The sequence below is a fragment of the Anaerocolumna aminovalerica genome (genome assembly GCF_900115365.1).
Lineage (GTDB): Bacteria > Bacillota > Clostridia > Lachnospirales > Lachnospiraceae > Anaerocolumna > Anaerocolumna aminovalerica.
This window is the reverse complement of the sequence record NZ_FOWD01000010.1, coordinates 35,726-61,232: the sequence shown is the minus strand read 5'-3', so window position 1 is coordinate 61,232 and position 25,507 is coordinate 35,726. Positions and strand designations below refer to the sequence as shown.

The window sequence follows — 25,507 nt, the reverse complement described above, 5'->3', positions numbered from 1 at the left end:
CCGCTTATGCTATTTACTCATAATCCCGTTACCACTCCGTGGCATTTCAGCAGGATCCCTGACTCCTGCCTGAAACAGGCAAGTTCTTACCCCCGCTTACAGAAGCAGAGGACTTCCCTGATAAGGTTAAATTTCTAATTATCTCATAAACTTACATTCATTCCCTCTTTACATCAGAACATGTGTTTGCTATACTTTATTTTAACAAACGTACGTTCTTTTTATGTGAGGTAGCAAAATGGAAAAAGTAATATTTCATATAGACGTTAACTCAGCGTTTCTAAGCTGGGAAGCGGTCTATCGCCTAAAACATTTAGGAAGTACAAAAGATTTAAGGAAAATGATTTCTGCTGTTGGCGGTGATATGGCTATGCGCCATGGGATTATATTAGCAAAATCAGTTCCTGCAAAGAAGTACGGAATTCAAACTGGTGAAAGCATTATGGAGGCAAAACAGAAATGTCCGGCACTTATTCTGGTTCCTCCTAATTATAATTTATATGAACGTTCCTCTGCTGCATTTATGCAAATTCTTAGGGACTACTCTCCCGACGTGGAGCAATACAGTATCGATGAAGCCTTTATGGATATGACCGGTACCGAAAGTCTTTTCGGACCACCAGTTATTGTAGCCAATATGATAAAGGATCGGATTTACAGAGAACTGGGTTTTACCGTAAATATCGGCGTTTCCTCCAATAAACTTCTTGCCAAGATGGCGGGAGATTTAAAGAAGCCTAATCTGGTACACACCTTATTTCCCAATGAGATAAAAGAAAAAATGTGGCCTTTGCCAGTATCAGAATTGTTTTTTGTTGGCCGGGCAACCACAAGAAAATTATTCGGACTTGGGATACGCTACATTGGTGAATTAGCAAATGCAGACCCCCTTATGCTTAAATCACATTTTAAAAAGCATGGTGAAGTCATTTGGGCATTCGCTAACGGTTTAGATATGTCCGTAGTGCAGTCCTCTCCTCCTCCTAACAAAGGATATGGCAATAGTACTACAATTCCATTTGATGTAACAGATTCCAGCACCGCTAAATTGGTCCTTTTAGCCCTTGCAGAGACTGTGGCTGCACGTTTACGTAAACATGAAGTAAAAGCTGAAGTTATTGCCGTGGGAATAAAAGATTATAATTTTTCATATGCTTCCCATCAAAAAGTCCTTACTGCTGCCACGAATATAACCATGGAAATTCATAAGACCGCCTGTATTCTATTTGATGAACTTTGGAATGGTTCTCCCATAAGACATTTGGGTATCCATACAAGCCGTATAAAGGACTTTGATTTTAACAGGCAAATTAATATGTTTGATACAGAGGATTATGAAAAACTGGAATCTGCAGACCAAATGATTGATACCATTAGAAATAGGTATGGAATCGACTCCGTTAAAAGAGCCGTATTTTTGAACAATCCCATAGACCATATGTCCGGCGGCATTTCCCGGGAAAAGAGAACTGTAGACTATAGTAAATTAAAAATAGATAATTGATGAAAGGAGTATTGTCATGTCTGCTTTTGGAATCGGTACAAATACCCAAAGCACTAATGATGGAGAAATTCACGGTACTCAGATGGAAATAGCCTGTGCTTGCTGGTTTACAAGCCAGAGAAAACCTACTCCCTACCTAATAAAATTTATAGATGAAAATGGAGAGATACAGACCGTAAGAGAAATTAAGGTGATTTATATGGAGCCAAAGAATTATTCAGGGATTCCTTCGTTGGAATATACCTGTGAAATAGTAATCAATGAAATCCGCCATAATATTAAATTAATTTTTTTCATGCAAGAGTGCAGATGGATAATGACTTTTCTATAATGTGCCCGGAGGAACAACCTCCGGGATTATTTTATATCTTTTTAAGGGTATTAATAGTGCCCTGGCCTACTGCGTATCCGGTGGCCCTGCTCCAATCCCAGCCTTTTGTTTCTGCAAAAATTAAAGCTGCTATACGTGTCTTAGGTCCGTATTTTCCATCTACAGGTATTGTATAATTAGGATTAGCCTTATTAAGATGCTCTTGTAACCATTTGATAGCCTTGGTATCGGACATCTGATTGATAGGAGCGGCAGGGACATATTGATCCTTTTCCGGAACGTATTTTATGCCTGTATATTCACATAAACCCTTGGCAATTTCTATGGCACTTTCTTTCCAGTAAGCTTCATTAGCCATTAATTCTACAGCCTCTCGCTTATTTGTCATAAAGGCAAGTTCAATTATAATGGCACCTTTTACATCCATGTTATTGCAGTTGCACATTGCAAGACTGGCAGGAGATACCCCTCTATTCTTTTGGTAACTGCCTTGTAACAAATGCTTTAACACGATATCAGCTATCTTTTTAGATTGACCTACATACTTACTATGTATGTAGATTCCGATCCCCTCGGCACTGTTAAAGCTGTTTCCATCACCAAATGCATTGAAATGGATTGATATACTATAATCACAATCAGCTTTTGCTATGGCTGTTTGTCTAGCTGATAATCCAGTATCTTCATCATCATAAGGGTTGTCATCATCCCATCCGGTACGCATTGTATCAAATCCACAACGGAGTAATTCTTTTTCAAGGTAATAGGCTACTCCCACACTCGCTATGTGTTCTCTAAACTGTTCACCCTTCTTAATGGTTATTTTATCATTAACCTTTATGGTTTCCGGTATTGGAGGTGTTCTCTTGCCTGCAGTATTGGCTCCGTGACCTGCGTCAATGTTTATTCTCACATTATTCACCTTCATTCTTTTTCTTCTCGCTTTGGGTACCAAAGTAAAAAGCTATAATTGTAGTGAAAATCATTAGGAATTGCTCATTGGTAACATCTCCTCTAACTGACAAAAATGCAAATATGCCAGTTAGAATTATAGTTACGATGGATTTTACATTAATAAGTTTCGCTACTTTTTCTATCATAATATTCACCCTTTCATAAGGATTGTATGTACCAAATAATAAATCCTACGAGAGTTGTTATTAATAATCCCATAGACCACTTTATTGTTGATATGAGGCTTTTAATTTGTTCACATAGGTTGCTTATTTGGACTTCTGATCTGGATTGGTATTGCTCTAATTTATCAAGTCGATCTCCATGGTTATTTAATCTTTTTTCGTGGGTTTCCAGTTGTTTTGCGACATATTCTTCATTCATGGACTATGTGTATCATCCTTTCGTTGGCATTAAAAAAAGAGCCTTAGGGCTCATAAGTTTCTCCGGTGATTTCTTTGTACTGTTTATCTGTAATAACACCTTTAATTACTGCGGTTTTTACCATTTGTTTGTTCCAAAGTTTTCTTTCGTAATTTTTTTTAATTATTTCAAAAGTCATATTGTAGACCCCCTTTACATTGATAATAAGTTTTGATATTCTAAGGCAGCTGCAATCCTGTCTTCCGCAGTTGGCTTAGGGACAGGTAAAGGTTCATTCATTTTGTATTCAATTTCTTTTAAAATATCTTCATCTTCTTTACCTGCCACATCTATATGATATTCATCAATATAGTTTGAAAGTATTCCGTATCCTTTAAAAACTGTATGCGTTGCGTCTGTCATAATTACGCATTTTAAATCAGGATTTGCAATAGCTGGATAATTTACCTGTATTAAATCAGGAGTAGCTACTACTAAGTTTTGAAACACATAAGTTTTAGTTGGGTCATAAAATTCTAAATATATCATTTTTGTTCCTCCTTTAATTTGCATATACTTCTAAAAGTCTACCTCTACCAAAAACAGCATAATCACGAAATTTACCCCCAGTTGGGTTATTGCTATTATAAGATAGAGCAGTTCTTTCTATGACAACTCCATAATCATCTATTGTAACTACTGCGTCTGTTTTTGAATAATTATATGTACGCCCACCAATCCATATTACCCCCTCCCCATCAACATGTTTAGACGAGCTACCGAGCATACCCTCTGGTGTGCTAATAATACTTTTAGCTAAATTTCTATCATACTTTATTATTTGTGTAACGCCAAGATGACTATTTGCTTTAATAATCATGCTATCTCCTGTAGATGCCCCTAGGTAGCCAGTTGTTGGTGTAGTATCAATTTTAGTTGCGGATTCATTTGCATCCATAAGCACTACGTATGCATTCCAATAAGATACAGCAATTAGGCTGTTTCCGACTTTAGATACAGAGCATTTTCCAGAAGCTGGAGAGCTAATCTCATTTACTGCTAATGATTCATCACACTTGTATATACCTGACATATTAGCAGCATTATTTCTGATTTGTCCCCCAAAGAAATAAGCTTTATTATTTAGAGTAGCACCATACATGTATGACCTTGCACCTAATCCTGAAGCAACTTTAGTAGTGTAATTTAAAGAGTTATCCCAAGCATCAATAACCCTAAAATCTTCATCAGTATTTGTTCCCATAAAGTTAAGTGCATAATTTCCTGCTCTAGCTCCTCCAACACCATACATAGTACCGGCTGTTTTTGATAACGATAAAGTAGTCAAATTTTTATCTAGTGCAGCTGCCTTTGCCATACCGTTAGTAGAAAAAATAATATAATTATCATTATAGCCAGGTGCATTTGTTTCGTACACATACTCTGGAGAAGTATAAGAGCCAATTTTACGCGGGTCACTTGCTGTATAGCATAATCTTGCTTTACCTTCTACTCCAAAGTACATTTTCTTTATTTTCCTCGCTTTACCATCAACGCCAAAATATAATCTTTTAACTTTTCTTACTTTTCCATCTACTCCAAAATATATACCTTTAGCCATTTACACCACCTCTATTCATATACTATATAAATGGCTCCACTGCTTAAGCCTGATCCAACAGCAATGTCACCGGTTCCTGCATTAATATTTCTCAACCTTGATACATTATAGTCAGTTCCTACTGAAGCTGTAACTCCGGTTTGTAATGTTCCCGCTGTGATACTAGCTGCTCCGTGTGTATGCCCCTCATTAGAAATGCTTAGCCATGAACTCCATGTAGTCCCACCCGTTCCATATCTATATCTCATTGAGCTTCCTGAAACAACAGTATACTGAAACGGGTAACCTCCAGATGAGTCACTATAAGGAACAACGGTTATTAATCCTACATAAGTTGCACCTGACAAACCTATGGTGCTACTATTTTTAAATTCAACAACAGTACGTTTAGGATAATTGGTAATGTACCACTCTGGTGTATTGTTTGCAGACCTTGTATCTTTAGCCATTATTACATCTGCAGTACCTCCATTGGCTGGTAAAGAAGTTGGAAAGTCACTTATTTCTGACTTTGTATGGGTATGTCCTACCATAGAAATTTCTTTCCAAGGTGATTGTGTGAAATTTGAAGGACTAGCCTCAGTAGTAGTTCCAGATCTAATATATATAATAGTTGAACTATAAGGAAGTACAATTTGACTTATTGTATCTGAACCTCGTGAAACTATCATTTGCCCATAACTATAACTTGATCCAGGGGCATTGGGGTGAGTAGTATTTAACCTGTAAAAACCACTTTCTAAAATAGTGTTAAGATCTGTTCCACTAGACAGATTAATACTCTTTTCAATAAAAGCAGTAGCTTTCTTACCACCTAAGGAATCTGCATCTCCACCATCGGCAGATATAATATAAAAGCAATCATTTACCTGACTATACCACACTGTAACAGCTTTCCCGACTTTCAAGCTTGGTACTATGTTTGTACTTGGTTTATATAATTTCTTTCCATTAATTGTTGTTGTTGCACCGTTATTATTTGCTGACACTATAAAAGTTTTACTGGCGCCATCTTCTAATATAATACCGCTCAATGTTATGGCTGTCCCTGTTCCGCTTGCCTTTTCAAACCTTGAAGAATTTCCTAACGCAGTATCGATTTTGTCAAAATTCTCATTTAATCCCTCGATACTTATATTGTCATTTCCTTGCTGCTTTTCTAATTTGTAATTTTTTGTATATTCAGCCATTTTTTTCACCTCACTCTCAGTTGTTCCCACGTATAAGCACTTGCTTCATCCCAAGTCATATTAGCAATGTCGTTCCATGTGTTGTAAGTATACTCGAAAGAAAAAGACAAATGTGCTGGTTTTATCTCATTTATAGTTAATGTCAAATCTGCCATATTATCCGGAATCCCTTTTGTACCTACAAATTTAACCTTGAAACTATAATCTTCGGTATTTTCTATAACCTCAACTTCTCCGTTACTATAGCTTTTTGCAACATTTTCAATCATCTGCTTAGTTACAGTACCGGTACCTCTTATTTTTGCCCTGATACGTTCCCGTCTAAATTCATTGGATTTACTTACTTCAACTTGTATTCCATATATTTTTTCATACCGGCTTAATAATGCTGTAGCAGTGTTCACGAAGCACTGATCTATAGCAGTATTGATATTATTTGCAAGATGGTTGATATCAGTACTTAGAATGCCTTGCAATTCTTCCATAGTCTTATTGCCTTTATAGTATTCCGGAAGTAATGTTATTAACTCCATCTTATTCCACCTCCGTTAATGTAACAATGCCCAGAATAGGCATTTCTGTATCCAGCAAAGTTATATTTGCAGTTCCACCATTAACAAGCAGATCAGAGTAATCTGTAACTCCCGCAGTAGATAGTAATAGGCTTCCAATACGTGCGTAGCTGATGGAATAAGTCTTAAATACAATTTCCTTTAGATAAGAGTTTAAAGCCGATGTAAATGCAGCTTTAACTTCATCCATTGTCTTTGACCCATCTAATATAACATTTGCCAGCACATTAATTGTTTTTACTTCAGGACTTTCTACTGTAACTGTGGCTCCTATGGGCCTTACTGCTTCAATATAATTAAATACTTTCGTTGGTAAAGCCGTATCTAAATCCATGTTCTCATCCACTACAATGACTTTTATGGTACCGTTGCCATTCCATAACGGAAATACTTTCGCATCTCCAACTCCCGGTACTTCTAAAGCCCATTTCTTATAGTTATCAGCATTTCCGGATGTGCTAGGGGCCTGTATCTGCATGTAAAATCTGGCTCTTAAGTTATCATCCGACTCTTCGTCCTCTCCTGGGGTTATAATATCCGTCAATGTGGCTGTAACTCCACTTACATTGTCTATATTTTCAAGTTGGCCTGAATAAGTATTGCCTATTGATCCTAATTGCTCACATTTAGCCTTGTAGATGTTTGGAGAGATTAATTCAGAAATCTTGTAGGTTGTATCATTCAATCCCCATCTGGTACCAATTTTAACCTCTCCTGTAGTTCCTACCCGCCTGATTGCATAGGTAGGAGGCTTCCTTGTAATACCATGATCAGCAACAACTCTATCCAAAAATTCTCCTACCGCCGTATCACCACTCACCAAGTCAAGAAAATTATTAAGTTGGTAATATGTTTCTGCTAATTTAAAAGCACATGGAGCGAGAGCATCATAGATTACAGAACCCTCTCTTTTATCTACATCACTTTTAACAAGACTTAACATATCATCCAATATATTTTCAAAGCTCATATCTTCAAACATTATACGCTCACCTCCTTCATAATTGTGGTATTTCCATAAATACTTGTTACATCAAACCTACATAACAAGCTATCTCCGGTAACGGTGCATTGAAAATTGTCTACACCGGTTATTCTTTCATCTTGCAATAAGCATTCCTGAATTCTTCGCTGAAGTTCAATCTGCACATATATAGGATCTTTTCCAATAAGGCTTTCCAATTCTATTCCATAAGCAAAGCTATATATGGGGTATTCATACTTTTCTGTATTCAATACCTTATATATAGCTTGTTGTAATGCTTTTAATTCATCTGTAAAGCCTTGGATATTTATATCAGTTAATCTGTAAGTTTTAGTGGTTTCTATGTCTTCTATAACTTCTAATTCGGCATCAATTATTTCTTCTGGTATCATTTCACCACATCCTCTACTTTGTATTCATATAAGTTGCCATCTCTGGATAATGTGACCGTACTGCCCTTGATGAGAAAATTTTTATCGATTATTTCAATGATATAAAATTCTTTTCCGCCATGATTACGGATTAGCCTAACTTTAACCCCAGTTGAAGTATAGTCCATTAAATTACCTTTGATTAATTCATTTGGAATTACTATTTTTTCACTTATCCTTATTCCGCCATTTTCCACTACTCCTGTCATGACGTTACAAAGTTTGGCATTATTAAGGTAGTTTTGCACGATTGCTTTTATTTCATTTATCATGAAATAGCCACCTCCAAACTCATGGTATGATTTGGCAAAAACTTATGGGTAACGGATTTCACAAATAATGGCTTAAATAATTCAATCCCTTCTATAAGAACATAAAAAGTAGAACCGGCTCGAACAGAGGTGTCACCCAGGCATTCTAAGCTTAAAGATTCAACTTCCTGATTATATAATCCTAAAAGTGCTTTCGCTTTCGCTTTGACCTGTGATATATTTACTTCTTTATCTAGAGATTCAAAATACTGTAAAAGTCCATATTTTTTAATGGAACTATTGCTATCTTCCACTATAAACTGTCCATTCTTGCCTTTATCGCCTTTGACATATATTTTAATTCGATTATAAAACTCATCATCAATTGATTTTTCATAATTAAAATCATAGCAAAGACTATCATCACCTAATATAAGATTCAGCTTTAAATCTTCAAGGTTCCTAAGAGAAATAGCACCAAATTCATCTCGTAAACAAAACTTTTTACCTGTATTCATTAAAGTTTCACTTATGCCGTCATAGACAATATCCAGCCATGTCTTCCCATCTTGCACCCCTGTAGCCAACACATATTTTGTATCCGTTAGTGTGCCAGCTCTTAATCCAAAATAATTACACATTCTTTTCGTTAATGTGGTAGCCGTATCTTTTAGCACAACAATTTCATCCTTGGCTTTACAGTATCTTAACTGATCGTATGAAGTGACTGCTATTTCTTTATCTTTTGTGTGCCTATGACTAAATGCGATTCCAGAAAATATATTTTTATTATCATATTTAAAACGAACAGAACTGCCATTTTCTATTGTCAATTTATCATCAATATAAGAAAATTCAAGCTTGCTGCATCCATCATTCAGCTTGTCTGTATATGATATGGATGTTACAAGCTCGCTTATTTCGTACATTTTATCATTTACATTAACCAACAATTCAACCTTTATACCTCTCAACTCCTCTCAATAGAACGGAGCCTTCTCTGCTGCTTTCTCCGTTTTCATTATCGGCAGTGGTGTGGAATATTTGTTATATTAGCTTTCTTCCGGAATTTTAAGTTTCCATCCTACCTTTAACATGTTTGGATTCTTAATAATATTTTTATTAGCGTTGTATATTATATTGTTTTTTGCTCCATTACCATAATATTTTTTTGCTATTGCCCAAAGTGATTCTCCCTGCCTTACTATATGATATCCGTTTGATTTAGGATTTGATGTTTCATTACCCTTTACTTTTTTCTTTTTCGCTACCGTTTTACCGGATTCATTGGTTTCAAATGTTACGTTATCAGGAGTTTTCTTACTATACGGTATATATTCCAGCAATTTGAATCCTACGTATTTATCTCCTTCTTCTCCGGCTTTTTCTGTAATGGTTAATTCTTCAATTAAAACAAGAGAGTTTATACATTTGTTTAGATCAATTTCTTCTTTATCAACTATTTCATTATCATTATTATCCGTAAATCTTCCGGCAATAAAGCGTACGGGTATAAGCTTTCTCTGTAACCGGCTGAAAAAGTCTATATAAAAGTCTGAACCATGAAACTCATTTGGCGTTTCAATATAGTGAGGGCGATATTTTTTACTGTACTTTGGAAATTCTGTTTCAAATGAATATTCCCGCAATTCTAAATGTGTGGGAACTGCAATCTGACCAAGACTTAGAATTTCATATTTTTTAACTGCCTGGCTGCTGGATATTTCAATTTCTTCTGGATTTACCGGAATCCTGTATGTTTTTTTATTATATTCAAAAAACACTGCATAATCTCTCATTAATAAGCCCCCTCTGCTGCCGTTGCAATTTCTTCCTGGAGTATCATTTTTATTCTTCCCGCTACTTTATCAGCGTCTGCTTCCTGATGTACATCACCGAAAGATATAGCTACATTTGGTGCCAGGGTATTCGTACTGAATTTATTAATATAATCCCTCTCTGCTATATCCCTAAGGTATTTTATGTCCTCATTTTCCATGTTTACTTCAACAGAATTATTTTCAGCGGTTCCATTTACAGTAATTGGATCCATTTTAAAATCATCGGGGAAAAAAACTTTATCTTTGTCTATATCCATATCCAATTTCTCTCCAGACACTTTATCTAACATATCTTCCATCTGCTTTATCTTATTAGCACCCCAATCCGCCCCGGATTGATAGGCCTCAGGCAACCATCCATCCTGGAATGTATCAAATGTAGAATATCCTTTATTGAAAGCGTCTGAAATACTGGCGTATTCTTTTTTATTCCCAGCTGCTTCTGCAGCTTTTGCAGCATAATCGTCTGCGGCAGATGTGACTCCGGAATAATCAAACTTTACGAATGGTAATTTGTTTAATTCCTCAGCGATTTTTCCTATCACTGTCAAGGCAGTAGAAAGCATACCATACCACCAGGATTGCACGGAACAAATTGCATTATGGAATGCGGCTTCTATGTTTGTTCCAAGAGCTCCAATTGCACTGCCTATTCCGAGTGCAATATTGGCAACTTCAAGACCTAAATTTTTGAAAAACTGGATTACAACATTTATACTTCCGGTAATTGCAGAAAATACATCTGTTGCAGTAACTCCTGCATCTGTTAAAGCATAAATAATTAGTGCAATAGTTGCTATCATCATAATCATAGGTGCATTAGCCGCAATCCAACCTGCAGCTATCTTTAAGCCACTAATTAATCCAGCCATACCTACCTTTATAAATCCTGGTAGTAGGGTCACAGCCAAGTAAAGTCCTATAGCCGTAAGAATCGACTGTATCAACGGCCAATTTGCAACAATAAAATCAATTATTCCGCTAACGGCCGATGATAAGAAATTTATCCCAATAATAATGCTGTCCACTATATCTTTAAATGCGGCACTATTAATTAATTCACTAACAGCTCCAATAATTGGCTGAATTGCTTTTAAAGCCGCGTTCTTTATGCGGCTCCATATTTCTGCAAATGTAACGTCCATAGAATCAAACTGTTCATTTATTTGATCGCTTGCTATAAACATAGCATCTTTTATAATGTCAGCCGTCATAAGACCAGCAGATGCTAAGTTATTAAGCTCTTCCTCTGACTTTCCTGTGGCTGTAATAAGAGCGTCCATAATTGTAGGGACCTTATCCGTGATTGAATTAAAATCACCACTAGTTAATGTACCGTTGCCCATTGTTTGCGCTACTTGCCCCATAGCGTTGCTTTGTTCTGCTCCACTTAAGCCACTTACTTTCATTGATTTTTGAAGCAATTCAGTAAAAGCTATTGCTTCGTCATTGGTCTTAAATACATCCTTTGCATTCGATCCGAGTGTAGACACCGTACTTGCCATATCTGAATAAGAACCACTTGAGCGATCGGCAGCTTGAAATATCTTATCTTGCAATTCAGATTGTGTCTGTAGTCCATCATTGACTAATTCCAGCCTGGAATTTATATTTATAAATTCATCCGCTATTTCCATACCTTTAATAGCAGCTTTAATTAAATTTGCAGCATTTAAGTATTTACTAAGTTTGCCGCTAGCTTTCTCTGCACTTGCTCCTGTAGCTTGAAGTTTATCATTAAATTCACCTGTACCTTCGCTTGCATCCGTCAATTTTTTTGTAACTTCATCCGTACCTTCGCTTGCATCCATTATTTTTTTTGTAAATTCATCTGTGCCTTCACTTACATCTGTTATTTTTTTTGTAAATTCATCCGTGCCTTCGCTTATGTCCGTTATTTTTTTTGTAAATTCATCTGCGCCTTCGCTTACATCTATTATTTTTTCTGTAAGTTCATTTATGCCTTCACTTATATCCGTTATTTTTTTTGTAAATTCATCTGCACTTTCGTTTACATCCGTCATTTTTTTTGTAAATGCATCTGTACCTTCGCTTGCATCCGTTATTTTTTTTGTAAATTCATCTGTACCTTCGCTTGCATCCGTTATTTTTTTTGTAAATTCATCTATTCCTTCGCTTACATTTATTATTTTTTCTGTAAGTTCATCTGTGCCTTCGCTTAAACTGATTATTTTAGTTGTAAGTTCATCTGTGCCTTCGCTTACATTTACTACTTTAGTTGTAAATTCATTTGTGCTTTCGCTTAAATTTACTACTCTAGTTGTAAATGCATTTGTGCTTTCGCTTACATCCGTCATTTTTTTTGTAAATTCATCTGCTTTAATATTGAATTCACTAAAGATAGCTAAATAATTATTCATTGTTACAAACATCTCATCTAATGTGGCCATTATCTTCCCCCCTTCGATTTTATTTTAGAGGCTTGATTCTTTTCTTGTTCAACCCGAACCAATATACTGCCATAGGTAAATACCCTTTCCTGATACCCCATAGGTTCGTTTGCTGAACATAACCCCAGTAAAACTCCCGCTCGAATTTTTAATTTCTGTAATGCAAAGTGAGCCAAATTTGCCTCCGGATCACCTTGCATTATTAGTTTTTTGCTTCTTCAATATCATTATTAATATCTTTATCCAAACCGCTTAATTCTTGTACTGCAATTGCTAATTCAGCATATTCACCTACGTATAGCATTTTTTGTAATAAACTAGATTCACCTAACACACCATATGCATTTTGTAACTCTGCATTTTTCAGGTCAGGAAAAACAACTGCACTGGCAGTTAAGGCCTGTACATATTCGGCTCTGTCAAAGACTTCTGTACCTTTTTTATCTTTTTTTGTATATTTTTTGATTAGTAATTTATTTTCTTCCTGGGTAATGGGTCTTATAATAAAAGGAACCACTTTATCGTTTTCTTTAAATCGATTGGATACAATAACTTCTTTGTTTTCTACTTGTACTGGGTTTAAAAATGCTTTTAATGATTTCATATTATTTTCCTCCTTGAAAAGGGAGCCGAAGCTCCCATATTATCTAAAATTTGCAGGTGACTGAAAGAACGCTAAACCGGTCAGATCATCAAATATAAATTTCAATTATAATTGGGTCATAGACTGGTTAGTTATTGTAATTTCCAGGTAATCTAAAGAACTCTAAACCAGTTAAATCGTCAAATGTAAATTCCGTTTCAATTGTAATTGGATCATCAGACTGGTCGTCCAGCGTAGCAACTGGAATTGTCTTAAATAAAACATTCATTATTTTTACTTCTTGTTTCCCAACGGTAGATTGTGCATCTTCATTTACAACACCAAGCGTTATACCACTATACCTACCTTTTTGTATGTAAGCTATGGCTAAATTAAGCATCTCCGAATTCATAAAATACATTGTCATAGAACCGGTACCAGTTGCTCCAATTACTTTATGCTGCGTCATGCGGTGCCCCAGCATCTGGCGCTCTTGAACCTTTAATTCTAATTGTGCCTTAAGACTGGAGATTTCAAAAAGTTCTCTACGCTGTCCATCTACGATAATATACGCCCTACCCTCTTTTGCGGATATAGTATCACTTAATCTTACATAATTATCTGCCATGATCTAGTTCCCCTTTCTTATGCTAAATTCACTGAGATATAAATCTTCTCAATGCTGTCCACAGGTTGAATGTAGCAATCAATAACCACTGCGTCAGAATTTGTTCCGGATGCAACTGTTACATCCTCCGGTGTGAAATTCTGAATCGCTCCCATTCTTTGCAATTCGTTGAAATACTCAATTAATGTTGCTCTTAAGAATGATCTGCCGTCTGCGTTGTTATTTACTTTTCCCACGTAATTAGATTCGAATATTTCTGAAACATCCTTATGGATTCCATCAATGGTACGAACAACACGATTCTTCTTGAATATTTCACCCTTTTCAACTGTTTTGGTAGTTAATGAGTTAATATCATATACCGCAGTAACATTCTGGGCAGCATCCACTTTAAAGATAAATTCACCGGCAGTAATGGCCGCTTCCTGCTCCGTTTTTGTCATACGAGGAACAACATCAATGGCGCCATCATATTTTCTTCCGGTGTTGGATTGATTAATGTTTGCACCGGCACTAATACCGCCTACCCATGCAGTACACTGCTGTGGAGTTAATGTGATTCCCTCTGCTAATTCCACACCCTGTGTAACATTAATAATGGATTCACCATCACCTGCATAGTTAGCCATAACAGCTTGAATTTTTACACCCTCTTCTGAGCGCATCGTATTAATCCATGTTTTAATTGCAGCCTTATTCCCTTCATAAGCAGTACCATCATAAGGATAAACCAGTACATTGAATACTACCGTCTTTAAAGCATCTAGCGCAGAGCTAATTGTATCGGCAGTATGTTCCGTACCAAGATTATATAGGATTACTGTCTTTGCTCCTTTTAATGCTTCCTTGACAAGCAGCTTGTCCTCAGCCGGCATATCAGACGGATATTTTGATTGATCTAATGCAGAGATAACATACATTTCACCTGCTGCACCTTTACTGATTTCCTGTAGCAATACCACAATTCCTCTATCACCGGGAGTAATAGAGAGAGGCGCGTTTGTACGGAAATTTAAATACGCACCAGGTAAAACTTTATTTTGATTATTCCATGTTCCTGCCATTATTCACCCTTCTTTCTTAAATATTTGTATTTGTTGTTTGAGATTTCATTTGTGCTTCCATTTCTACTTTCATTTCCGAGTATTTAATATCAAATGTAAAATGCAGAACATTATCTACAAACTCTGATTTCTTGTTTATAGCTCTGAATGTTCCCATTAAATCAAACTCACGAAACAGATTTTCTTGTACTGTTTGGGAATCCAGCTTAGTCTCTGCAGTTGGTTTATCCGAGTAGTAAGAAATATCAAATCTGATTCTTCCTGTGTACTTTGAATTTATTCGTTTTTTATACTCCTGTTCTATTAGGAAAATTATAAAAGCAGGTTTGGTAAGGCTCTGTGGAACATCATCCATGTATATTGGGTATGTTGGGTATAGTTCTTGGAGTTTATTGACTATGGCTTGTTTCATTTCACTTATCATGCTCTTTTTCACCCTCTCTACGTTTCCTCTTTTATAATTTTCATATTACGAAAAGAGGTTGTTCCATTTTTTAATTCATAATTAATTATGGTTTATGCTTTTACGGATAAACAAATCCACAACTTGCCAAAGTTTTAAGGATTACTAATTCATCGCTTCTTCTAAACATCGGATATCATTAAATTTCAGACTCTAAACCTTAACCTTTACAGCTAAATTAAAATGTTCTATGCTCCAGGGATTCTTTATCCCCTCCGGGCTTTTTTCTTGACAATTGAGTTCCTTATCTTTCATGTCAATAAATAAATCATTATACTGTTTTTTTAGCATAGTAAGTTGTTCATCAATACCGGATACTGTTTCATCTTCATTAACAACTAATACTGATTTATCAAACTTATCCAATAATAAATCTGAATACTTAACATTCATCAGCTTAGATTGGATTGCAGAAGTAATAGTCATATCTTTAATTTTAGCCTCGTAGGATTTCTTTGCAGACTCATACTCTTGTTGAAGCTTCTTTATAATCTTTTCCGCTTCTTCACAACCTTTGATTTTTTCTTCAAAGCTTATAAGCTGCTCATTTTTATTCTTAATCAGCTTTTCAAGGTCTTTTCTAGAGTCGTTTACTTCATCAAAGCGTTTTTTTGGTATGTAACCTTTTAAATCTTTTGCATAAATGTCCATGACTTCGCTTACCTGTTCCTCTGTTAAACCTAATGCAATTAAATTTTCTTTTTTCAATTTTATTCCCCTTTCAAATTCATTTTTTACCCGGTTCAGTCCGGTCCTATTTGTCTTTACAGTTAGCGTCCGAAGTACCAAAGTGACGATATGAAAAGGCACCCTGTCAAACAGACAGAATGCCTTTATGAATGGAAATATAAAGTATTAAAAGTGCCAAGCTCTGAGGAAGAATATAATATTTGCTAAGCTTTGGCATTTAATAACTTCCAGGTGGCTCTCACCTACACCTTTCCATAATACAATTTTAACAGGTAATATTATGCTATTTATGCAATATGGTAAGGTCCCAATCTCTCAGAAAAAATGATTAAATTCTAATCTTTTACACCAAATAAATACCAGGTGATTCACCCACAACTTTCCATAATACAATTTTAACACATAATATTATGCTATTTATGCAATGTGGTAAAGTCCCAATTTCATTGAAAGAATATAATAATTCTAAGCTTTGGCATCAAATAAATACCAGGTGATCCTAACCCACAACTTTCCATAATACAATTTTAATACATAATATTATGCTGTTTATGCAATATGGTAAAAGCTCCAATCTCTTAGAATGAATATAGGATTGCTAGTTTTGACACCAAAACTTCCCGCGACTCTCACCCACAGCTTTCCATAATACAATTTTAACACACAATATTATGCTGTTTATGCAATGTGGTAAAAGCTCCAATCTCTTAGAATGAATATAGGATTGCTTTTGACACCAAATAACTTCCTGGCGACTCTCACCCACAGCTTTCCATAATACAATTTTAACACATAATATTATGCTGTTTATGCAATGTGGTAAAGTCCTCTTTATATAGCTATGATTTCATATAATCCCTTATAAATATTTAATATAAAACTCTCAAATTAGTCATTTTCTTTTCGTAAGTATTGCTTAATCTTCCTTGATACAACACTTTGATCGTATCCGGTTCTGTTAGCAATCTGCAATTGGCTTAGTTCATCAATAAAATACATTCTAAATATAGTTCTTGTAGTACTATCGTTAATCCCAAATATGTAATTTTCAATCTCCATTTGTTTTTTAAGTAACTCATCCTTTTGTGCTTCTCTTTGTCTTAGAAGCTTCACAAGCAGCTCCTGACGCCTGCTTGCATCTTCGGGATCTATTCCATTAATATGAAAGTTTTTTGTATTGTATGGGAAGTTTTTGCTAGAACCTTTAACAATACCGAGATGTACTACTTCTCCTTCTTTTGTTTCTCTTATTCTTCTATTTAGGTCAGCAATTTCCTTTTTAATCGCTTTGTATTGATTTAAATCTTTCTCTGTCAAGATATCACTCCTTCGTTAATTGTTGTAACTACTGAAATATTCATTTCATACTGCATATTCAAAAGTTATGCAGCTTACAGTGCATAATCTTTAAAATAATTTAACGTTTAGTTCAATCCATTTGCGTTTTTAACCCGCACCTGTTTTTATATTCTTTTTCAATAACATTACAGATTTCCAAAAGAATCTTTTCGCACAACTTAAAAGGGAGCCGCCTTAGTAAGTCATGACATGCTTTAACTAAGCTCTGAAAATCCTGATCTGATTTAGCATTTTTATATTTGTCATATATCATATAGGTATATTTAAAAATTAGTCTTATTTGTTCAGGTGTTGGAATATTTTCCTTAGTATCCGCCATATTTCCCTCCTTGCAGTTCCAGAAGTTCTCAAGGTTCCCATAATCTTTTATATAATTGGGAACCGATTAACTACCTGTTTCTATTGGTTTTAGTAACAACGGTTCCCAAAGTTCCTGCATTTTTTTCCACGTACAAAAAGCAAGACATATACAGTACTTATTTTTAAGTGAATTTCTTTATATCCTTTTTCTCGGGAACTGTTATTTTAGGGAACCATATCGTTAAACTATTGCATTTACTACATTTCTTTGGTTCCCGCTTCTTTATTTTAATGGGAACTTATGGGGCTCAATGGTCGAGCTGTAGCTCTTATTTTCTATTTTCAAGTTACCTGGTTTCTTTTATACAAACACACCACTTTTTACTTCCATTTATGCTTACTCTTTTGTACTCTCTATCTTCTGATGTTTCTGTATAACTTCTCTGTTTCATCCATGATGCTATTGCTTTTGGATCATACCCGCCTTCATTACAGATCTTTTCATATATGCTTTTAATAATATTGATTTTTCCACCGGATACAGTTCCCCAATATTCGCTTATTGGAGCTTTACCCGGCTCAAAAAACTTATACTGATTTACCGCCAGCATATCTTTCAGGTACTCATACCCTCTTGCACATACATCAACGGATTCCTTGCTATGAAGATATTGCTCTATATCTTCAACCTTTAACGGGTTATCATCTGTGAATATCCATTTAGTGGCTAAAGTATCAGCGGTTAAAATCATAGCTGCGGCCATTGTTTGTTTTTCAGTGGAATCCCCCCTTAATGAATCATAGAATTCCTTATATAACTTCATTGCCATAGATTTAGCAAAATCATTATTTAAAAGTAAAACAAAGGCTTTACCGGCATGTCCATAATTTCTGCGCACTATATCAGCAACCTCAGGAGCATTATGAAACAATTTTGTTTTACATTCCATTTCAATAATTCTATTTACTGCACCTCCACCACTTGAATTATTAGTGATAGGTGATTCTCCTGATGTTAATGTACAGTTTTTCCATGTTGGGGTATCCTGCAATCCACCTGTCTTTTTACCTCTTAATCTGCCAATTCCCTCACATATCATGTAGACAGTATTTTCAAACATTTTCTTATCTTTAACCAGCTGGAATTCATCCATAATAAGGGGCAAGTTATTTAAAAATCCCTCTAAAAGTTCTATACCAACCTGAGTACCATTAAACGTCTGTATAAAACCATCTTCACCTGGATTTGCCCAAACGGAAGAAGCCAGGAAAAGTGAAAGGGTTTTACCGGTTTCAGTACTTCCCCAAAGATGGACCATAAAATTAAGCTTACCTAAAACTTTTACAAGAACACTTGCAAAACTTGCAGCAAGTACAATCCTGGCCGGAGAGTTAGTTGCCCTTACATCTCTTGCAACCTTTAACCATTCATCAAAGCTGCCTTTGGTCTTTATAGCGTTAAATATTTTTTTAAAATTATTTTCTCCGTCAAAAATCAAGTCCTTTATATATGGGCTGAATCCATCATTAATCCATCCCAATCTGCCTACTGAACTTTTTTGGGGAATAATATCATAGTTAAGGTTTTCAATGTCGTGGATATACCGTACCAGGTATCTGGAATTCTCAGAAGTAACAGCTACCCCATTATTAGCTAGATCTAATATATTATTAGCACTGGCTAATGTTCTTCTGTCATATATTTCTTTTCTCCAGGTATTCCCTTTCCGAAAAGCTATCTTTAATTTTTCAATCCCGGTATCAATATTAACAAGCCTCTCAACAGGCATTATGGGATGAACACAAGCTATATCTTCACCGTTTCGATCATTGCACCTGCGGACTCCAAAATCATCAGCAATCCACTCACCAGTCTTAAGTTCCATTTCTTGTCCTTCGAATTTTGTAATATTATCTATAACTACACCTTTGTCAGCCCGTTCTTCTGTAAATGCTTTAAACATTCTGCCAAAACCCTTAAATCCTACGTCAGAGGCATTTTCTGATAGTGTGGTAAATATTTGATTATACTTAAATCTGTTGTTGCGGAGTTGAAACAATAACCTATAGGGCTCTTCTGTGTTAAACTCTGCTTTTGTAAAATATTTAACCGAAATATTCTCCATATCTTAATAACACCTCCTCGCGCCCTTCTTCTGTCCATTATTTAGTATTTCCAGCCGGTAGTTATCTTTTTACTCATATATCTTCATCTGATAATGAAATAAAATTATAGCATCCGCTTATACATTGATTGATCTGATCCTAACTGTATTTTTCTAATCGGATACACTGATACCCACTGCCATCTTGTTTTCCTTCTGATTCCGTGCTATAATGGTCTTGTAATAATTTGTTATGTGCTCACTTTGGAATGGCGGTTCCGGTGAGCTTTTTTTCTCTCTACTGAATGAAACAACTTGTCCATTTCTTAAAACTGTAACTCTGTTCTTCTTTTCGTACATGTCCAAACAATCCTGGATTGTAATTACTTCATTGTTCAAACCTTTTTCCCTCCTTCATACAGACTAAGTAGTTTTTTCTTTTTTAACCGGTACATAACCTATAGCTCTTAAAGCTCTTTCATTTAATGATATACCAATTTCATTTTGCTTTTCACTTGACAGTGACTCCCATAATTGATAATCACCGTTAATTTTTACAAAGGTTCTTATAGTTAGCTCTTTCAAAAATAACCACCCCTTTATAAGTTATGTATTACTGCCTGTACTTGTTGCTATTCTTTTCATATGTGTATTTCATATGCATAACTTATCTTGGAATTACAGTTCCAGTGATTCCCTTGTTACCTAAATACTTTAAAAACTTAGTTATGGGTTTCTCCATTGATTTTGGAGAATTACATCTTCTATCCCACTCTCCTTTCTTGCGTTTACGTAACTTTTTCAGCAAAAAAAATTTTCATTGGGTCTTCAAAATTTAAAAAATCACACAACTTCTGAATTTCTTCTCTATAGAAATCACTTTCTCCATTCATCTTTCTATAAAGGGTAGCTGGATTAATCCCCAGGAAATCAGCTACCTCCTGAATTGTTTTCCCCCTTTCTTTGATTTTTCCTAAGAATTTTAGTTTATCAAACATTAGCCGTCTCCTTTCTTACGTTTACGCAACTTATGTTACCACCTCTAATTTTATATGTCAATACATAAACGCAAAATATTTTTTACTTTTACGCAAAAATTACTATTGCATATTGGTAAAAAATATGTTATTTTAATATTAATCAAGAAAGGTTGATGAAAAGTGGAATTTAAAGATAAGATAAAAAATCGGCGTTTGGAATTAAATATGACTATGGATGAATTAGCAAAAATAGTTGGAGTTAGTACACCAACTATACAAAGATATGAAAGCGGGGAGATCAAAAATGTAAGGCGGGATAAAATTAAGTTGTTAGCTGACGCCTTACAATGTTCTCCCTCATATCTAATGGGATGGGATGAAAAGCCCTGGGAGCAACCTCAGCTTTCCAAATCTGAGGAAGCACACCTATATAAATACCGTTCCATTGATAACAAAGGTAAACATACCGTAGATACTGTTTTAGAGATGGAGTATAACCGTTGTAACAAACCTCACCTGGTTGTAAATGCAGCTCATGCCATAGAAGGCGCAACAGAAGAAGAATTACAGCATGATAATGATATCATGAATGACGATAATTTCTAATTTTATTGGAGGGTGATGTTATATATGACATATGATGAACTGCTTGAAGAGGCATCCAATTATGGACTGATCGTAAAAGAAAAGCCTCTTCAGGGGAATAAGGGTAGAATTTTTGACAAAAAGATTGCAATTAAAAAAGATGTGCCTACATTAAAAGAAAAAGCTTGTATCCTTGCAGAGGAACTTGGACATTATCATACTACTGTGGGAAACATTATAGATTTACAGAATGTGAGAAATAAGAAGCAAGAATTAAGAGCAAGGTTATGGGCATATAATAACCAAATAGGGCTAACCGGAATAATCAGAGCCTATGAATATGGCTGCCATAATTTATATAGTATGGCTGATTACTTAGATGTTACAGAAGAGTTTTTACATGATGCTATTAAATATTATAGGGGTAAATATGGGGAATATACTGCAGTTGATAATTACATAATTTATTTTGAACCCTATCTCGGAGTTATGAAACTAATATAATAGATGTGAGTTTTGGTGAAAATAGTTTACGCTATACGATACTAAAATATATGCTCTGGTTCTCAAACCAGGGCATTTTTATGTCCTTTTCTCAATATAATGAAAAAAGGAGTTGATAATATGCAAACAGCATCTGCCAGGATAGCCGCCTTATATATCCGGGTAAGTACCGATAAGCAGGAAGAACTTTCTCCCGATGCTCAAAAACGTCTATTACTGGATTACGCAGAAAAAAACAATATGATTGTATCAGAACAATATATTTTCATCGAAAACGGTATATCCGGAAAAAAAGCGGACAAACGTCCACAATTTCAAAAGATGATTGGACTGGCTAAACAAAAAGATCATCCTTTCCATGTGATACTGGTTTGGAAATATTCTCGTTTTGCCAGGAATCAAGAAGAAAGTATCGTTTATAAATCCTTATTGAAGAAGAATGGTGTGGATGTTATCAGTATTTCAGAGCCATTAGTGGATGGCCCTTTTGGTTCACTTATAGAAAGAATCATAGAATGGATGGATGAATACTATTCCATCCGGCTATCCGGTGAAGTATACAGAGGTATGACGGAAAAAGCCCTCAGAGGAGGTTATCAGGCAAGTCCGCCCATTGGTTATAGGATTGAGCATCACGGAGCCATTCCAGTAATTGTTTCTGAGGAAGCGGAGATTGTAAAAACTATTTTTAATAAATACGTTTATGAAGGACTTACTTCCTTTCAACTGGCAAAATATTTGAATGCTCTGAACTTAAAAACAAAGCAAGGCAAAAAATTTGAACGCAGATCTGTTGAATATATTATTCAAAATCCCATATATAAGGGTTATATCAGATGGAACCGGGTTCATAATGATTCCAGAACAGTGAAAGATGAATCTGAGTGGATTATAGAAAAAGGAGAACAGGAACCAATAATTTCTGAAGAACTGTTTGAAAAAGCCCAGGAACGTTTCAATAGAGAATACGCTCCTTTAAGTAAATCACGTCCTGTTACGGAGTATAAGCATTGGTTATCGGGATTAATTAAATGCGTCCATTGCGGCAGGACCATGACCTCTTCCACCACAACCCGTTCAAAATACAGACAATTTATATGTAATGGCTATAATAAAGGCAAATGCCCCATAAGCAACAGCGTATCGGAAAATATTCTTATCCCCTATATTATGAAAAGCCTTGAAGAGATCATAGCTTCAGAACAAGTAGAATATGAAATAATCAAACATGAGTATAAGTCCGATACAACATTATTAGAGCAGCAATTAAATAAAATTTTATCTAAAGAAAAAAGAGTAAAAAATGCTTATGTAAACGGAATAGATACCTTGGAAGAATATAAACGTAACAAAGAAATGCTGCTAAAAGAAAAGGAAGATGTTATGAAACAGATTAACCAACTGAAAAATGATATAGATAAGGATCATACATCAGAAATGGTTCAAAGAATCAAAGAAGTTTATCAAATTATAACCGACGATAAAATAGATAACATCACTAAGAATAAAGCCATGAAATCTATAATAGAGAAAATAGTTTACAATAAAAGAGAAGGAATTATCGACTTTTATTATTACTACAGTTAAGCCACTATATTTTTTTCCTCTACATACATACCCTGTTACAATATGGTCATCCACCCAGGACACTGAACATTTTTTCCGTCACAATATTGTGTCAGAATAGGCTGTCTTACGTTCGGTCTGGAAAGATAGTTGTTGAATATAGAATCTACTATCACGCCTATATTATCATATATATTCCTGCCATTCATCCATTTATGATCGAAGGCAGTAGAGGAGGTTATTGTAAAATTGTAGCCTTGATTCCGGTACCACTCTGTATATACCCTGTTTAATGTAAATGACATAATTGCTAATACATTTGCATAAATGGTAGCCTCAGGCCAAGTAGCATAGATTTCACTGGAAGCTACATTCTTAATATAATCACGATACCTTACATAATGGTTGGTGGCAGAAGGATCAGAAGGAGGGCCGTCATGAACTACTACAAATTCAGGAACTACTACTCTTTCCAATACAATTTCACCGGTTTCAAACTCACTTTTTATCTCATCTTCTGCTATTTTAGGCGGATATTCATAATAAAGGGTATGTGGTAACACTACAAATAATTCACTGCCACTAACTTCACTTGGAGCCATACTTACCGGTTGGTCTGAAGTAACATCCGGCAATATTTGTGCTGCATTGACTTCAACTGGTGCAAATCCGGGAGCAGTTACTCTTATGTTGTATTCCGAATAAGGCTGTTCTATTACCGGTTCCAGACTATATTCAATGGGAGGTGCAGGAAGTTCTATTTCACCTGTCCGCCCTATTTCATTGGTAGTTATTGTTTCTATCACATTACCGGGATTTCCTGTAGAAGCTATTTCTACAGTTGCATTGGAAATTGGCCTAAAACCAACATCGGTAGTACAATCTACCCGTAATCTTCCAAAAGACTGGGTTTCCATCTGAGCCGGATAAACTCTATAATTCAAATTACTCATGCAAATTCCTTCAAACAATTGATCATATCCCATCAATCGTTAAAAAATTATTTTATTCTAATATATGCTATCTTTAACGGGAAAGTGATTATAATATTGTGTTTCATCCTTTCATTTGTTGGTTTTTCCAAATTGGTAAGGCTCTCTATTATTTAAGGTATCAAAATCATACCCTTTCTCACGAATGGATTTTATAACCTTTTTTAAAGAATTGGCAGTGACTCTATTGGTTGCAGAATCATGCATCAGAATTATAGGATACTTATATTTTTCAACATCTTTCATTACATTTTTCCAAACGTTATATTCCGTTGGCTTGCCTATTGAATCTTCTGCACTTACATTCCAGTCATAATAAGTAAAACCCCTTCTTTCCATCTCTGTAATAAGCTGATTATTTATATTCTTATTGTAACTGTTTATACTGCCCCATGGAAAACGGAATATTTTTGGCTGTACACCAGTAATTTCATAAATCTGCTCATATACGGTATAAAAATCTTCTAAATAAGCTTCAACAGAAGCATATATTTTTTTATAATTGTGAGAATAGGTGTGTATTCCAATTTCATGCCCCTGCTCAATCATCATTTTGAGACATTCTTCCCCATCTTCCGTCAGGGTAGAACCTATTACAAAAAATGTAGCCTTTATCCCTTCTTCCTCTAATATTTTTAATATATCTTTTGTAATTCTGCTGGGCCCATCATCAAAGGAAAGATAGGCAACTTTTCTATCCTTTAACTGAATAACCGGTTTTACTGTTTCAACATACATGTCTGGGAACAGATCCATATATGCAAAATGTTTATCCTGTGATACTATTTTTTCCTTATCCAAGTTTTTGTCATCAAATACTTTGTTATCAACTGTACCATCTTCTATATCCGTTTTTATTTGAGAATCCTCTAACTCATTAATTGCTCTTTTTGAATTTCCTTCTTCTGAATAAATTTCTTCCTTATACAGGTCATTATGTAAGGCTGCTTCATTCTCTAACTTTGATGGTAATTGAGTGGAGTTATCGGAAAACATATGTGGAGTTCCGGTATCCTGAATGGCTACCAAATCATTACCTTTCTTTAAAAGTAACAATCTGATCAGCAAAATTGCCAGTATTAGTAATAACACACCAATAATTATATTTTCTTTCTTATTCTTTTCCATTGCATATCCTTTTTCTAAACATTTCTAGCCCCCTGGTATCCGGGGCTGCCGCAAAAAACAGGTGGAAAGAAGCGGTATATAATTTTCTTTTCCTTTCTTCCATCAA

General features: G+C 35.2%; 33 protein-coding genes. 5 read left to right on the top strand and 28 right to left on the bottom strand.

The features are described from left to right. Positions 1-238: 238 nt before the first annotated feature. Both BM183_RS07555 and BM183_RS07550 read left to right on the top strand, forming a co-directional pair. A complete protein-coding gene (locus BM183_RS07555; protein WP_091685786.1) occupies positions 239-1,504 on the top strand; it encodes a DNA polymerase Y family protein in 1,266 nt (421 codons plus the stop codon). A 16-nt stretch (positions 1,505-1,520) separates the two neighbouring features. Beyond that, on the top strand, positions 1,521-1,835 hold the full coding sequence (locus BM183_RS07550) for a hypothetical protein (protein WP_091685784.1): 315 nt from the start codon (positions 1,521-1,523) through the stop codon (positions 1,833-1,835). A 31-nt stretch (positions 1,836-1,866) separates the two neighbouring features. Here the strand turns inward: BM183_RS07550 and BM183_RS07545 are convergent, their stop codons facing one another. From BM183_RS07545 to BM183_RS07425, 26 genes are all read right to left on the bottom strand, one after another. Further along, on the bottom strand, positions 1,867-2,748 hold the full coding sequence (locus tag BM183_RS07545; protein WP_170847927.1) for an N-acetylmuramoyl-L-alanine amidase: 882 nt from the start codon (positions 2,746-2,748) through the stop codon (positions 1,867-1,869). A gap of 1 nt (position 2,749) precedes the next feature. Next, on the bottom strand, positions 2,750-2,935 hold the full coding sequence (locus BM183_RS07540) for a hypothetical protein (protein ID WP_091685781.1): 186 nt from the start codon (positions 2,933-2,935) through the stop codon (positions 2,750-2,752). Between the two features lie 13 nt (positions 2,936-2,948). Beyond that, a complete protein-coding gene (locus BM183_RS21640; protein ID WP_091685780.1) occupies positions 2,949-3,173 on the bottom strand; it encodes a hemolysin XhlA family protein in 225 nt (74 codons plus the stop codon). Between the two features lie 43 nt (positions 3,174-3,216). Then, positions 3,217-3,351 (bottom strand): XkdX family protein, encoded by a 135-nt coding sequence (locus BM183_RS07530; RefSeq protein WP_091685778.1) that lies wholly within the window; start codon positions 3,349-3,351, stop codon positions 3,217-3,219. Positions 3,352-3,365: 14 nt separating this feature from the next. Beyond that, a complete protein-coding gene (locus BM183_RS07525) occupies positions 3,366-3,701 on the bottom strand; it encodes a hypothetical protein (protein ID WP_091685777.1) in 336 nt (111 codons plus the stop codon). A 13-nt stretch (positions 3,702-3,714) separates the two neighbouring features. Next, entirely contained in the window at positions 3,715-4,773 is a 1,059-nt protein-coding gene (locus BM183_RS07520; RefSeq protein ID WP_091685775.1) for a hypothetical protein, read from the bottom strand. 11 nt (positions 4,774-4,784) lie between these two features. Next, a complete protein-coding gene (locus BM183_RS07515; RefSeq protein ID WP_091685773.1) occupies positions 4,785-5,963 on the bottom strand; it encodes a pyocin knob domain-containing protein in 1,179 nt (392 codons plus the stop codon). A gap of 5 nt (positions 5,964-5,968) precedes the next feature. Next, positions 5,969-6,496, bottom strand: coding sequence for a YmfQ family protein (locus BM183_RS07510; protein WP_091685772.1), 528 nt, complete (start codon positions 6,494-6,496; stop codon positions 5,969-5,971). Position 6,497: 1 nt separating this feature from the next. Continuing rightward, on the bottom strand, positions 6,498-7,517 hold the full coding sequence (locus BM183_RS07505; protein ID WP_242960915.1) for a baseplate J/gp47 family protein: 1,020 nt from the start codon (positions 7,515-7,517) through the stop codon (positions 6,498-6,500). Continuing rightward, positions 7,517-7,912 (bottom strand): DUF2634 domain-containing protein, encoded by a 396-nt coding sequence (locus tag BM183_RS07500; RefSeq protein ID WP_091685770.1) that lies wholly within the window; start codon positions 7,910-7,912, stop codon positions 7,517-7,519. The genes BM183_RS07505 and BM183_RS07500 overlap by 1 nt, the downstream gene beginning before the upstream one ends. Further along, positions 7,909-8,223: a DNA helicase gene (locus BM183_RS07495; protein WP_091685768.1), complete on the bottom strand. Its 315-nt coding sequence runs from the start codon at positions 8,221-8,223 to the stop codon at positions 7,909-7,911. The genes BM183_RS07500 and BM183_RS07495 overlap by 4 nt, the downstream gene beginning before the upstream one ends. Further along, entirely contained in the window at positions 8,220-9,176 is a 957-nt protein-coding gene (locus BM183_RS07490) for an XkdQ/YqbQ family protein (RefSeq protein ID WP_242960913.1), read from the bottom strand. Before BM183_RS07490 ends, BM183_RS07495 begins: the two co-directional genes overlap by 4 nt. A gap of 78 nt (positions 9,177-9,254) precedes the next feature. Next, positions 9,255-10,001, bottom strand: a complete 747-nt coding sequence (locus BM183_RS07485) for a LysM peptidoglycan-binding domain-containing protein (protein ID WP_091685766.1) — start codon at positions 9,999-10,001, stop codon at positions 9,255-9,257. Then, positions 10,001-12,454, bottom strand: coding sequence for a tape measure protein (locus BM183_RS07480; protein ID WP_091685764.1), 2,454 nt, complete (start codon positions 12,452-12,454; stop codon positions 10,001-10,003). Before BM183_RS07480 ends, BM183_RS07485 begins: the two co-directional genes overlap by 1 nt. After that, the gene (locus tag BM183_RS07475; RefSeq protein ID WP_242960912.1) at positions 12,454-12,630 is read right to left on the bottom strand and encodes a hypothetical protein; all 177 of its coding nucleotides are present in this window, start codon (positions 12,628-12,630) and stop codon (positions 12,454-12,456) included. The genes BM183_RS07480 and BM183_RS07475 overlap by 1 nt, the downstream gene beginning before the upstream one ends. 26 nt (positions 12,631-12,656) lie before the next feature. Further along, a complete protein-coding gene (locus BM183_RS07470; RefSeq protein WP_091685761.1) occupies positions 12,657-13,058 on the bottom strand; it encodes a phage tail assembly chaperone in 402 nt (133 codons plus the stop codon). Positions 13,059-13,185: 127 nt separating this feature from the next. Next, a complete protein-coding gene (locus tag BM183_RS07465) occupies positions 13,186-13,665 on the bottom strand; it encodes a phage tail tube protein (protein ID WP_091685759.1) in 480 nt (159 codons plus the stop codon). Positions 13,666-13,682: 17 nt separating this feature from the next. Then, positions 13,683-14,729 carry a phage tail sheath C-terminal domain-containing protein gene (locus tag BM183_RS07460; protein WP_091685757.1) on the bottom strand — a complete coding sequence of 349 codons (1,047 nt, stop codon included), beginning with the start codon at positions 14,727-14,729 and terminating at the stop codon, positions 13,683-13,685. Positions 14,730-14,745: 16 nt separating this feature from the next. After that, the gene (locus BM183_RS07455) at positions 14,746-15,153 is read right to left on the bottom strand and encodes a phage tail terminator family protein (RefSeq protein WP_091685755.1); all 408 of its coding nucleotides are present in this window, start codon (positions 15,151-15,153) and stop codon (positions 14,746-14,748) included. A 192-nt stretch (positions 15,154-15,345) separates the two neighbouring features. Then, complete coding sequence (locus tag BM183_RS07450) at positions 15,346-15,900, bottom strand: phage scaffolding protein (protein WP_091685754.1); 555 nt, start codon at positions 15,898-15,900, stop codon at positions 15,346-15,348. Positions 15,901-16,770: 870 nt separating this feature from the next. After that, entirely contained in the window at positions 16,771-17,199 is a 429-nt protein-coding gene (locus BM183_RS07445) for a DUF1492 domain-containing protein (protein WP_091685752.1), read from the bottom strand. Positions 17,200-17,311: 112 nt separating this feature from the next. Further along, a complete protein-coding gene (locus tag BM183_RS07440) occupies positions 17,312-17,560 on the bottom strand; it encodes a hypothetical protein (protein ID WP_091685750.1) in 249 nt (82 codons plus the stop codon). A 328-nt stretch (positions 17,561-17,888) separates the two neighbouring features. Further along, entirely contained in the window at positions 17,889-19,667 is a 1,779-nt protein-coding gene (locus BM183_RS07435) for a DUF927 domain-containing protein (RefSeq protein WP_091685748.1), read from the bottom strand. Positions 19,668-19,820: 153 nt separating this feature from the next. After that, a complete protein-coding gene (locus BM183_RS07430) occupies positions 19,821-20,045 on the bottom strand; it encodes a hypothetical protein (RefSeq protein ID WP_091685746.1) in 225 nt (74 codons plus the stop codon). 24 nt (positions 20,046-20,069) lie between these two features. Then, a complete protein-coding gene (locus BM183_RS20690; RefSeq protein WP_170847926.1) occupies positions 20,070-20,231 on the bottom strand; it encodes a hypothetical protein in 162 nt (53 codons plus the stop codon). Between the two features lie 203 nt (positions 20,232-20,434). Further along, positions 20,435-20,644 (bottom strand): helix-turn-helix domain-containing protein, encoded by a 210-nt coding sequence (locus tag BM183_RS07425; protein ID WP_091685744.1) that lies wholly within the window; start codon positions 20,642-20,644, stop codon positions 20,435-20,437. A gap of 162 nt (positions 20,645-20,806) precedes the next feature. Between BM183_RS07425 and BM183_RS07420 the strand changes: the two genes are divergently transcribed. The 3 genes from BM183_RS07420 (at position 20,807) to BM183_RS07410 (ending at position 23,302) form a co-directional block, all read left to right on the top strand. Beyond that, complete coding sequence (locus BM183_RS07420) at positions 20,807-21,232, top strand: helix-turn-helix domain-containing protein (RefSeq protein ID WP_091685743.1); 426 nt, start codon at positions 20,807-20,809, stop codon at positions 21,230-21,232. 24 nt (positions 21,233-21,256) lie between these two features. Beyond that, positions 21,257-21,715 carry an ImmA/IrrE family metallo-endopeptidase gene (locus BM183_RS07415; RefSeq protein ID WP_091685871.1) on the top strand — a complete coding sequence of 153 codons (459 nt, stop codon included), beginning with the start codon at positions 21,257-21,259 and terminating at the stop codon, positions 21,713-21,715. 120 nt (positions 21,716-21,835) lie between these two features. Next, positions 21,836-23,302 (top strand): recombinase family protein, encoded by a 1,467-nt coding sequence (locus BM183_RS07410; RefSeq protein WP_091685741.1) that lies wholly within the window; start codon positions 21,836-21,838, stop codon positions 23,300-23,302. Positions 23,303-23,337: 35 nt separating this feature from the next. Here BM183_RS07410 and BM183_RS07405 read toward each other — a convergent pair whose 3' ends face one another. Then, entirely contained in the window at positions 23,338-24,234 is an 897-nt protein-coding gene (locus BM183_RS07405) for a carboxypeptidase-like regulatory domain-containing protein (protein ID WP_330392358.1), read from the bottom strand. A 111-nt stretch (positions 24,235-24,345) separates the two neighbouring features. Continuing rightward, positions 24,346-25,401, bottom strand: a complete 1,056-nt coding sequence (locus tag BM183_RS07400; protein ID WP_091685739.1) for a polysaccharide deacetylase family protein — start codon at positions 25,399-25,401, stop codon at positions 24,346-24,348. Positions 25,402-25,507 lie beyond the last annotated feature (106 nt).